The organism is Amycolatopsis sp. lyj-109 (genome assembly GCF_046548995.1).
Lineage (GTDB): Bacteria > Actinomycetota > Actinomycetes > Mycobacteriales > Pseudonocardiaceae > Amycolatopsis.
In genome coordinates this window covers 60,865-72,344 of record NZ_JAJPWR010000017.1, presented here as the reverse complement: position 1 = coordinate 72,344, position 11,480 = coordinate 60,865, and the positions used below count along the sequence as shown (strand labels likewise).

Annotated in this window: 8 protein-coding genes; 5 read left to right on the top strand and 3 right to left on the bottom strand. The window is 68.8% G+C overall.

Annotated features, from left to right (window positions below; genetic code table 11):
• Window positions 1-31: 31 nt before the first annotated feature.
• A complete protein-coding gene (locus ACLJQF_RS32800; protein ID WP_410614214.1) occupies window positions 32-604 on the bottom strand; it encodes a DUF2510 domain-containing protein in 573 nt (190 codons plus the stop codon).
• A 3-nt stretch (window positions 605-607) separates the two neighbouring features.
• The gene (locus ACLJQF_RS32795) at window positions 608-1,948 is read right to left on the bottom strand and encodes a DUF4041 domain-containing protein (RefSeq protein WP_410614213.1); all 1,341 of its coding nucleotides are present in this window, start codon (window positions 1,946-1,948) and stop codon (window positions 608-610) included.
• 138 nt (window positions 1,949-2,086) lie between these two features.
• Here ACLJQF_RS32795 and ACLJQF_RS32790 point away from each other — a divergent pair, with 138 nt between their 5' ends.
• The 5 genes from ACLJQF_RS32790 (at window position 2,087) to ACLJQF_RS32770 (ending at window position 10,281) form a co-directional block, all read left to right on the top strand.
• Complete coding sequence (locus ACLJQF_RS32790; protein ID WP_410614212.1) at window positions 2,087-4,873, top strand: ABC transporter substrate-binding protein; 2,787 nt, start codon at window positions 2,087-2,089, stop codon at window positions 4,871-4,873.
• A 153-nt stretch (window positions 4,874-5,026) separates the two neighbouring features.
• Window positions 5,027-5,791 (top strand): DUF1206 domain-containing protein, encoded by a 765-nt coding sequence (locus ACLJQF_RS32785; RefSeq protein ID WP_410614211.1) that lies wholly within the window; start codon window positions 5,027-5,029, stop codon window positions 5,789-5,791.
• A gap of 233 nt (window positions 5,792-6,024) precedes the next feature.
• The gene (locus tag ACLJQF_RS32780; RefSeq protein ID WP_410614210.1) at window positions 6,025-7,038 is read left to right on the top strand and encodes a hypothetical protein; all 1,014 of its coding nucleotides are present in this window, start codon (window positions 6,025-6,027) and stop codon (window positions 7,036-7,038) included.
• Window positions 7,035-8,012, top strand: a complete 978-nt coding sequence (locus ACLJQF_RS32775) for a hypothetical protein (protein WP_410614209.1) — start codon at window positions 7,035-7,037, stop codon at window positions 8,010-8,012. Before ACLJQF_RS32780 ends, ACLJQF_RS32775 begins: the two co-directional genes overlap by 4 nt.
• A 4-nt stretch (window positions 8,013-8,016) precedes the next feature.
• Window positions 8,017-10,281, top strand: a complete 2,265-nt coding sequence (locus ACLJQF_RS32770; protein WP_410614208.1) for a hypothetical protein — start codon at window positions 8,017-8,019, stop codon at window positions 10,279-10,281.
• Here the strand turns inward: ACLJQF_RS32770 and ACLJQF_RS32765 are convergent.
• The gene (locus ACLJQF_RS32765; protein ID WP_410614207.1) at window positions 10,211-11,419 is read right to left on the bottom strand and encodes a hypothetical protein; all 1,209 of its coding nucleotides are present in this window, start codon (window positions 11,417-11,419) and stop codon (window positions 10,211-10,213) included. The genes ACLJQF_RS32770 and ACLJQF_RS32765 overlap by 71 nt on opposite strands.
• Between the last annotated feature and the right edge of the window lie 61 nt (window positions 11,420-11,480).

Here is an 11,480-nt window from a genome sequence, read left to right as displayed (position 1 = left end):
AAGAGCGCCGCCGCGGACGGCAGATACACCGTCAGACGACGTCGAGGCGAGGTGCCGCCGACGCCGCTTCCGCCGCGTTGACGATGGCGTGTGCGTCGGACACGTTGTTCACTCGGATGGCCATGGCCGGAACGGCGCGCTTCGTCGGGCGAGTGGTGTACACCGCGAGGAATTTGGTCGAGCGGTTGTATACCGCCGCCTTGGCCTGGTTCCAGTCGACCTCGAGAACCTGCTTGCGCACGATGCCGACGAAGAGGAACAGGAGCCGCTGGGTGGTGCAGGCGAGGACCCCGAATCCCTCCCCCTGCGCGCCGGTCAGGGCCAGGACCCGCTCCTCGGGACGGAGGAAGCCCGCCAGGAGGTTGACCTCCTTCATCGAGCCGACGAGCAGGCCGCTCACCCGGCTGACCGCCTGCGCGATGTCCGGCCGGAGGGCGGGCGGCGCCTCGGGAGGCTTAGGTGCCTCGGCCCGCTGAACGGCCCTCGGGCGGTCGGCGGTGTGGAAGGTCCAACGCCGCCCGTCCCAGTAGCGCGTCAGCCGCTCGTCGAGCGGGTCGGTGAACCACCCGGGTGCACGGGCCGGGGTCGTCGGGGGCTGGGTCACCACTCACTCACCACCGTCGTCGGACAGGTCGCCGTCCGCGTGCACCGCTGCGGCCGACAGCGCCGGCGCATCCACGCCACGTCGGCTCGGGTCGGACGCACGCCACTCGACGGCCTCCGGCGTGTCGGTGTACTGGACGAGGTGGGCGTTCCGGATGGCGAGCAGTTGCGCCTTCACCTCAGCCGGGGTGGCGTAGAAGAACTCCCGCCGCATGTTGACGAGGTTGACGCGCTGCCGGCTCAGCCGCCGGTGCAGTTCGGTTTCCAGCGACACCGCGTCGTCGGAGAAGACCAGGGCGTGGACGTCGAAGCGGAACGGAACAGACGCGTCGCCGAGCTCGCGGACCCGGTCGAGCGGCTCCTGCCGCCGGGTCATGCCGATCTTGACCACGTTCGGGCCGAACGCCCCGATGTTGGAAATGACGTAGACGTGCCCCACCCGGACGTTGGCGGCGCGCAGTTCGACCCCGGCGATGGCCTCGTCGATCGACGTCAGCTGCGCACGCGCTTGCGCGACGCCGTCGAGATCGCCCTTCGCTTCGAGCTTGGCGATCGCCGTGGCGTAGTGGCTCCGTTCCTTGGCCAGGCGGGCGCGCTCCCGCTCGATTTCCTTCATCACCTTGGCCTCTTCGCGGAGGCGCTCGCGTTCCGCCCGGGCTTCTTCCCGCTCGGCCTCGACCTTCACGAGGTAGTCCGAAGTCAGGTCGATTTCGTGGAGCCGAAGCCGGTGATAGCTGTCCGAAACGGCGATCCGCATCAGCACGCCGAGCCGGCCGATCGTGTCGCGTGTGGTCGACAGGCGCTTCTTCACCGCCTCGCGGGTGTGCGGCTTGACCACACGGACGGCGTTGTCGGCTTCGGCGTTGTAGGCGCGCAGCATCAGCTTGGCCATGTCGCGGCCGAGCTTCTGCCCCTCTTTCACCGAGCCGTTGACGGCCCAGTCGACCTGGCAGCTCACCGCGTTGCCCCGTACCTCGGCCTTGATCTGGTCGCGCAGCCGCTTCAGCTCGTCCTTGTAGGCGACGGCGTCATCCAGGGGATGGGCGTATTCGTAGACGCCGACTTCCTGGAGCAGTGCGAGTTCCCGTGTCTCGACCAGCCTCGACTGCCACGCCGCGGCCTCGGATCTCAGCTGATCGAATGAGGCGGTCAGTGAGGCGTTCTCCTGCTTCGTCCGATCGACCGCCGATCGCAGCAGTCGCAGGTCCGCCTCGAGAGCCGGCGTCTCCGCCCCGCGCAAGTGGGTGACCCATCCCCGCAACTCCGCGATCGTCGCGTGCGCGGCGCCGAGCTGCTGCTGCAGCGCGGCCAGATCCGCGTTCTCCCGGCCACCGAACAAAGCCACCGCTGCTCCCCTCACCCCGGTTTCCGGTCACCTCGGACCGAACGGCTCATCTGAGATCGTCGGCACTCGTCGGCTTGTTACGCCGATGACGGTAAATCTGCGGAACCGGTTCCACCGGAAATGTGCCATTCTGTCTCGATGGGGAGAACAGGGCCGCTCGGATTTGTCGGCGCCGACGTACTGGTCAAACTGATCGGGGCCCTGTGCCTGCGGCCGCGGCTCGGGGACCGGCCGCGGAAACTCGACGAACAGTGCGAGTGGGGCGACCACCAGGACGAACGGTCCGAACGGCGGGGCCTGCCCATGGTGTGCCTCGTGCGGCCACCGGAAAGCGGGGAGGTGCTCGCCGCCGTTGCGGAACGGCTCAAGACCGCGAAACCGCAGGGCAGCATCCGGTACGCGCGGCCGGACCTCGCCGCGCACGAAGGGCGGGACGAAGCCGGGCCCGCGACCGCCGATTCCGTCACCGTCGTCCGGGACATCCTGCGGGAGGCGCGGAAAGAACTCGGCGACAGTGCGACCGCGCACACCAGCCGGCTGCCCTTTCCGCTGTTCGACCTCGTCTACTGGCTGATGCTGCAGGACTACGACGGCCGCGAGGATCCCGATGGGGTGCTGCGGCGGGCCATCCGGCGGATCAGCCTCGCCGAGCGGTTCAGCTCCTCCGCCGAGGACGCCGTCAAGCAGCTGCCCGAGAACCAGGGCATCTGGAAGGTCTTCTCGCTGCTCGTGCGCGGGCTGACCCTGCTGACCTTCCGGGTCGCCGTCACCGGGCGGGCGCCCCTGCTGTCCGGGCGGTACCGCTGGTTCCTGCGGCAGCCGCACCTGGCTCCCGAGATGTCCGGCAGTTTCGTCCGGTTCGCCCGGCGGCTCACCGAGGGGCAGTGGCAGGAAGAGGCCCCCGAATACGTCTGCCGCCTGCTGCTCAACGCCTTTCTCGAAGATCTGCGGCGCGCCTACCGGCTGCGGCCGTGGCGGGTGTGGCGGCGGCGCCGGATGACCTACCCCGTGCTGCTGCTGGACGAGGTCAGCGTCGGCAACGGCGGCTACCGGCTGCTGGAGCTGGTCAACTCGGTCCGCAACCAGGTCGGGCTGTTCGACCCGATGCTGGTCGTCAGCGCCAGCCCCGCGCCGCCGCCGGACGCCGAGCCGACCCCGCACCGCCCGCAGTTCCAGGCCGAGCAGGCGCGGGCCGCGTACGTGGCCTGGCAGAACCAGCTCGAACGCGACCGGCGGGAGCGCCGGCCGACCGCCTGGTACCTGCCGGTCGGTGTCCGGCCGGCCGGCGAGGACGACGAGCCGAAGGTCCGGCAGATGCTGCAGACCCTCGGCAGCGACTACCGGTTCCGCAGGCAGGTGCGGCCGCCGTGGTGGGCGAGCCGGTGGACGCGGATCGGCGTGCCGGTCGTGGTCGTCGCGCTGGTCGCCGGGTTCGTCGTCTACCGCACCCACGACACCTACGCCGAGCACTGCGGTTCGGACAACCCGTGGCTGACCTGGACGGGCAGCGAGTGCGTCGGCGTCACGGACGGCTCCCAGGACGTCTTCCAGCCGTCGGACGCGACGATCCGGCAGGTCGAGGCGGTCGTGCTGGACCAGAACCACCGCGCCGAGCGACTGCACGAAGACCACCCGGAGCGGCCGTACATCACGCTCGTCGTGCTGGAGGCGCTGACCTCGTCCAACAACCTGGCGGAGGGGCTGACCACCGAACGCGAATCGCTGGAAGGGTTCGCGGTCGCCCAGCTGCGGCAGCTGAACGCGCCGGGTTCGGCCGACCCGATCGTCCGGCTGCTCATCGCCAACGCGGGCCGCAACATGCGCGAAGGCGTGCGGGTGGCGAACCAGCTGCGGCTGCAGGCCCAGCAGGACAGCAGCATCGTCGGGGTGGTCGGGCTGGACCTGAGCAGCACGCCGACCCAGCAGACGATCGCCGCGCTGACCAACGCCGGGCTGCCGATGGTCGCCTCGACGCTGTCCGCGGACCCGCTGGCCGACCTGAACCCGATGTACTTCCAGGTGACCCCGCAGAACCGGCGTGAGGCCGCGGTGGCGGCCGGGTTCGCCGAGCAGCTGCCGGGCCCGCGCGTGGTCCGCGTCTACTACTCCGACGACGACGCCGACGTGTACAGCACCAACCTGCGTGACGACGTCCTGAAGTCCTTCCGCGACAAGCATTTCCAGGCCGAAGCGCGGGCGTTCACGCCGGACGGGGGCCTCGGCGGGCCGCCTTCGCACGTGCGTTACGGCGAGACGCTGCTGGGCAACGCCGGCGCGGCCGGGCGGGACACCTGTTCCTACGACGGCATGGCGTTCTTCGCCGGCCGGGGCGTGCCCGACTTCGGCCAGTTCCTCAGCAGCGCCGCCCAGTGCGGCAGCCGGGCCACCGTGATCGGCGACGACGACGTCACGCGGTTCGTCGCCGACCAGGGCGAACGCCGGCGCAACCGCGCGCTGTCCTACTACTACCTGTCGTTCGCCACCGCGCCGGTCACCGAGCCGAGTGGCGCCGCGCTCGACTTCTACACGACGCTCGACCAGACGCTGTTCCCGTTCGAGCGGACACCGGAGGGCCGGTCGTACGACGGCCACGCCGCGCTGGCCTACGACGCCGCGCAGGTGATGATCGTCGCGGCGGCGTACCTGCGCGAGACGGCGGCCGAGATCCCGGTGACGCCGGGCGCGATCTGGCGGGAGATCACCGCCATCCACACCTCGCGCCCGGGTGCCAAGCAGGTCAACAAGTACCTCGAAGCCGTCACCGGCACCATCGACTACGGCGGCGACATCAGCCGGAACGTGCCCCAGAACAAGCCGGTCGCGGTGATGGGCGTGTCCGGCGGCGAAGTCGACAAGTCGGTGCACGGCTTCTGCGGCGCCGCCGACGGGCCCACCTCGGACACCTGGTGCCCGCCCGACCCCTAGTACTACAGGGGACACTGTGCTCGACCTGGGCAAAGTCACCGTTTGCCGTGGCCGGTGGTCGTGAGTGGTAATTCGGGTTAGAACCCGAATTACCACTCACGACCAGCTGCGGTCATCCAGCACAACCGGCCAAGGTGAGCAAAACTCATCTTCATGCCCGAACTGAGAGTTTTCAGCCTGCTTGCCCGGATCGGGTTGACCTGCTATGCGGCGGTGCACCTGATCGTCGCGTGGCTGGCCGCCCAGGTGGCGCTCGGCGACAACGAGCGAGCCGACAAGGCGGGCGCGCTGCAGCTCGTCGCCTCCGAGGGCGGCGCGTGGCTGCTCTGGCTGGTCGCCGCCGGCACCGGCGTACTGGCGCTCTGGCAGCTCGCCGAGGCGGTCACCGGCCACCGGCACGCGGAACCCCGGCGGCGGTGGGTGCGGCGGACGGTCAGCGGCGTCGAAGTGGTGCTGTACGGCCTCGTCGCCTACAGCGCGGGCAAGACGGCGGTGGGTGGTTCCGGCAAGGCGGGATCGGTGGTCGCGAGCGTGCTGAGCCGGCCGTGGGGCGCGGTCGCGGTGATCGCGGCGGGCGTACTGGTCATCGTGATCGCGGGGTGGCTCGCCTACCGGGGAGCGCGGAAGAAGTTCCTCCACGACCTCGACTTCGGCGGCGCGTCCCGGACTCTGCGGCGGTCGACCACCCGCCTCGGCCAGATCGGCTGGTGCGCGGTGGGCGTCCTGTACGCGACAGTGGGGGCGATGTTCATCCTGGCGGCCGTCCGCTACGACCCCGCCAAGGCCGGCGGCCTGGATCCGGCGTTGAAGACGCTGGCCGTGCAGCCGTACGGGCAGGCGCTGCTGCTGGCACTGGCGGCGGGGATCGCGGTGTTCGGCGTGTTCGCGCTGCTGGAGGCCCGGTTTCGCCGGCTGTGACGCGCGGCCGAGCGCAATCCGGAGATCCCTGCTCGCGACCAGGTTTCCATTGGATGACACCGCTTCGCCGACCCAAGAGTTTTCTTTCACACCGAACACATCCACACCCAAGATCGAAATGCCGTTCTCGATCACGTTCACCCTGGTCAGCGTGCCGCTACGGACACAGTTACCGATCATTGCCAGAGATGACAAATCGTGGACAACTTGTCGCTAAGTGAGTAGCCGCCGAAATGCACGTGCAGTTCGGCGATGGAGTCTGTATTCGAAACCTGCATCCTCGCTACCATGGTGGGCGAATCGGTAACGACGCGCACGCGCTGCACGACTCCAGGCGGAGCCGCAGCAACTGCAGAGGGGACGCCGTGACCACCACAACCCCGCCGTCGGCGACGCGCCGGATCCGGGCTGTGACCATCCGGAAATGGGCCGTCATCGGCGCGCTGGCCGTTGCCCTGCTGGTCGTGGTGGGCTGGCTCGTGCTGCCCAATTTGCTTACTTCGCAGGCCACTCGGGACACCCGGGACGTTTTCTGCCTGCAACCGGGACAGCGGCAGGCACTCGCCGAGGCCGCTGTGGCTCTCGGGGTCGCGAACGACGCCAGCTCGGCGAAGTCCATCGTGTCCGGCGGCACCTCGAGCCCGCCGCCGAGCTGGCGACAGGAAAAACCGGACGATTTCGCCAGGACGTGCGATGCCCTGACCGGCGCCCTGGGAAAACCGGCCGCGCCGGCCGGCGGTGTCAGCGGACCGGCCGGCGTCATCCTTCCCCTGCTGACCGCGATTCTCAGTGCGGCGCTCGCCTATGCGGGCACACGCCGGCAGAATGCCGCCGCGGTGGGGCAAGTCGATGCCAAGGAGCTGCGTGAGCTCGTCACGGTCTATGGCGACGCCGCCAACAAGCTCCTCGACGCTTGGAAGAAGCCTCCCGTCGAGTCGTCCGTCGCCGCCGAGGCAGACGCCGCCCGCGACGCTCTGGCCGGCCGGCTCAACGCCCTTGCCGAGCGGAAGCCGGGCTGGCTCCGGGTCACGGAAGTCTTGACGTTGCTGCGCACCGGCGACCTCAGACCCGGCTTCGACCGCGACCTGAGAGCGAGCACGGAGCGCGCCGCCCGGGTGGAGCACATCGACCGGTTGCGGAAGCAGGTCGCCGTTGTGACGGACACCGGCTTCTCGGTGGCCGACGCACTGGCGAGCGGCGACGACAGCGCACTGGTCCGGTCACCGCCGACGGTGGTGGCCCCGTGACGGCCGCACATCGGAGAGTCAACCCGTTCGTCATACCCGGCCGCGAGGACGCCCCGAGAAGCGTGTTGTGCCCGTGGCGCGAACCGGACCATGCCGGGCTCTACGTCGAAATCGACAATTACGCGCCGGCTTTCCAGCAGTTCAAGGACCAGTTCGCCAGTCCACAGCTGCTCAAGGAAGCCTGCCGGCTCGCTCTGGTGGGCGGCGAATCCGGCTGCGGGAAATCCGCATTGCGGAACATGTGCGCCCACTGGCTCGAGGAAGAACTCGGGAAAGTCGGGCTGCAGGGGAAAATCTTCGACCTCGCCAAGGAAGTGGACGCGCTGAACCAGGGGCTGGACGGCGCGGTCATCGACATCAAGGCGCGGATGGGGCGGGTCTGTTCGGGTCTCGTGAAAAAGCTGGCCGCCGGCGATTTCATCGAGGGTTCGGCCCGGGACGACCTGCTCGGACCGGCGGCCGGCGCCCCGCACGAGGTCTACGCGGAACTGGCCGCCGCCATGGCGGACAAGGACCGGGAGGACGTCGTGCCAATCCTGCTGCTTCCCGCGTCGGACATGCGCGCGGAGGTGGAACGCTACCTGCAGATGCCGGGTTCGCGGATCGTCTTCTTCGCGGAGGCGGTGATGAGCACGAACGAACTCAGCCGCATCGGCGCCGGCCAGACCACGGACATGCCGCCCGCGACCGTGTCCGTCGGCACGCTGAGCCCGGCGGACGTGGAACTCTTCATCGCGACCCGGACGGAGCAGCGGAAACGGGACTGCGATTTCCCCAGCCTGCACAAGGAACTCGTCGAATACCTGGCCGCGTGGCCGAACACGACGGTCGCCGCCCTGCAAGGCCATCTGACGGGGGTGTACGACCATGCACGAAGAACTTTCACGAACTACACGAACGATACCACGATTACCAAAGACGACATGACCGACTATACGATGAATTGGATCAACAACATGCGGGCACGGAGATGAGACGATGACCGGAAACGGCAATCAGTACGCCGGCAACCCGTTCTCCGCGGTCGCGGTGGCCATCACCACCGACGCGGTGGCGCACCACCCGATGATCGAGACCTCCGCGGTGCGCAAGGCCGAACAGGAACTGCGGCAGTACCTGGCGTCGACGCCACTGGCGGGCGCGGGCAACGTCATCGCCGTTTCCGGTGACCACGGAACCGGAAAGACGTACCTCGGCGTGCGGCTCGTCCAGGTGACCCATGCGGAGTCCCCGTCGGCGAGTGCCATGTACCTCGATGTCGCTTCCGATCAGTTCACCGGGTTGTACCGCCGGTTCATCGCCAACCTCGGCCGCGAAGGAATCCGCGCTCGCGTCAACGACTTCTACGCCGATGTCGTCGCCGATTCACTGTCCACCGGGACCACGGTCGACATCGCGGCGCTGGTGCGCAACCGGGAGATCGAACCCGACGACGTCGTCGGCGGCTATCAGATGATGGAAAGCGCGTTGCTGCGCCAGGTGACCCAGGATCTGAAGGACGAGCTCCGCAGCATCACCGACAACCAGGCGTATGCCACTGCGCTCGCACTGCTTCTGCGTCCGGGCTTCGACGACGTCGTGTGGGACTGGTTCAACGGCAGCGCTCCCCATGCCGCGCTGGTCGAACGCGGCGTCACCCACCGCATCGACGACGAAGTGGCCGCGCTCGACGCGCTCGGCGTGTTCGCGTTGCTCCACGGGCGCAAGGGCAGGCCGTTCGTCCTCGTCGTCGACGAGATCGACAAGGTCCTCACCGGACGCGACATCGCCACGCCGGTGAACAAGGCACTGCAACGGCTGCTGCAGGTCTTCCAGGCCGCCGGGTCGTTCCTGGTCCTCAGTGGTCTCCCGGAGTTCCGGCGCGAGCTGGAACCGGATGTCGCGCAGCGCATCGGCACCGTGATCCCCATGCCGCCCCTGCTCGCGAGCCAGGTCTCCGTGTTCGCCGACCTCGCGCAGCGGCGGGAGAGCGATCTGCCGTATGTGGAGTTCCCGCACGCTGCCGTCGAGCGCATGGTGAAACTGGTCAACGGCAATCCCCGGCAGATCATCAACCTCTGCCACGCGCTCTACCGCACCGCGGTGGAGCAGCGGCGGGCAGCAGTCGACACGCTCATGGTCGAAGAGGCGATGCGTGATCGATCCGGGTACGTGACCACCGGTGAGGTGACCGCCGCCATCCGGGACCTGCTCGTCCGGGAAAACATCTCGTACAGCACCGATCAGTACGTCGGTAATCGCGATTCCTTCGTCGACTTCTGGATCGAGGCCGGACCGGACTCCGGATTCGCGGTCCTGGTCGCGGAGTCGGTCTTCACCGGTGACGTCGACGACCTCGTGATCCGGTCGCGCGCGGTGCGTTCCGCGCGCGAAACCGTCGAAGTCGTCCTGGTCGTCGCCAACGTCCTCGACGCCGACGCCGCCCAGCAGCTGACCGCGCACGTCCTCGACAAACCCGTGCGGTACGACCCCAGGTCGTTCACCGAGGACTTCCAGCCTCTCCTGAGATCACTTCGGCAGCGCTACACCGGAAGTCCGCTGGACGCGATCCGGGAATGGCTGGTCCGCATCGACCTGGCCAACGCCACCACCCGCCAGATGATGGAAAAGCTCGACCGTGATGTCAGCAGGCTCAGCGAGGAGACTTCGAACGAGCTGACGACGCTGCGCGAGCGGACGAACGTCGTCAACCTCGTCCGGAGCACCTTTCCCGACGATCCCGCCGGCCAGCCTTTTCCCGAATCCGTCGCCGAGGTGTTCCACGACGCGTTGGCGGGGCTCGACCGGCTCGGGTACCCGGACACGCTGTTCGACCGCGTCCTCGGCCGTGCGGAGGACGCGAGCGAGCATTACCGCCGGGTCACGCAGATGCTGAACCGCCTGGCCACCAAGGGCGTCTACGAGGCCGCCGGTACCGTCTCGATGCTGCGGCGGTGGATCATCTCCTTCTCGAACGCGGCGGCGAGCTGGTATGCCACGGACGGCCCCGCGGCCCGCCGGCCGGGCAAGGCACGCAGCCGCCTCGACGCGCTCTGCCGGACCTACGAGCGGGTGGCCGAAACGATGCCGCTGAGCCAGATCGCCCCGCTGGTGCAACTGGTGGCCGAAGGCGAGGCGGACCCCATCCCGAAGCAGCTCAGCATGCAGCTGGTGCACCAGCAGGTCACCGAATTCACCGAGCAGTACCGGACCTTGGGAGGGAAGGTTCGGGAGATGGTGCTCGCCGAGCTTTCCGCTCCGTGACGGTGCGGTCCGGCCGGCCGGCCGCGGCAGCGTCGTCCGGTTCCGGGCCCTCGCGGCGTTCCACGCGTCGCACGAACACGCCGCCGAGGTAGTAGAGCCCGTTGGTCACCACGATCGCCGGTGCGATGACGGCCACCGCGCCGGGGAAGTCGGGCTCGAGAACCAGGGCGAGCACGATCGCGGTCAGGCCGTTCTGCTGGCTCAGCGCGAGGTGCAGCCGGTCGAACCGGCTGCGTCCCCTGGACAGCAACCAGCCGGTCACCATCTGCGCCGCATACGCGGTCGTTCCGAGGACCACACCCTTGACGAGGGTGGCCCACGTCAAGGTCCCGGCCGTTCCGGCCAGCACCAACCCGAGCGCGGCCGTCGCCACCAGAAGAGCGCCGAACACGATGCCGGCCGAAGTGCGGCGCCACTCGAGGTACGGGCGGAAGAAGAGCCCGATCAGCGCGATGCCCAGCAGCAACGACCCGAGCACGCCGACCACGCCGTAAGCCAGTGCCAGGACGGCGACGCACGCCTGTGCGTATCGCGCCGGCGAGCTCCCGGAGGCCAGCCAGGCGTGAAGCCCGGCCCGTCGCGTGATCCACCACCCCACCAGCGCGCCGCCCGCGAAGGCGAGGTTGAGCAGGACGTCGAAACCGAAGGTGGCCGCCGGCGAGGCGAGGGCCGCGACACCGCCCCCACCGCGGTTGAGCGCGAACATCGACAGGTACACGGTCAACAGGACGGTGACCGGGTCGTCGAACGCCGCCCACGCGTTGAGCACCGCGCGGGTGGAGGACGACATCCGGGTCTGGCGCTGAGCCGCGGCCACGGCGAGCGGATCGATCTGGGCCACCGCGACCCCCAGCACGATGCTGGCGGGAGCCGGATACAGCAACACCATGACCGCCGCGATCAGGACGACTTTCGCCGTCACGCCGGCCGAAAGGGCGAGCACCACGGTCCGGCGGTTCTGCCGCAGCTCGGAGATGTCGATATCGCGGGTGCTGCCGTAAAGGCCCACCGCCAGCAGGGAAATCACCAGCAGGTGATAGCCGGGGGTGAGGAAGACGTAGCCGGTCCCGAGCACGTGGCCGGCCAGCCAGCCGGAACCGAGTACGGCCAGCAACATCGCGCCTCTGCCGACGCTCATGTCCGATTCCCCACGTTGGCTGCGGTATCCTATCGATGATATCGGCCGGATCGGCGAGATC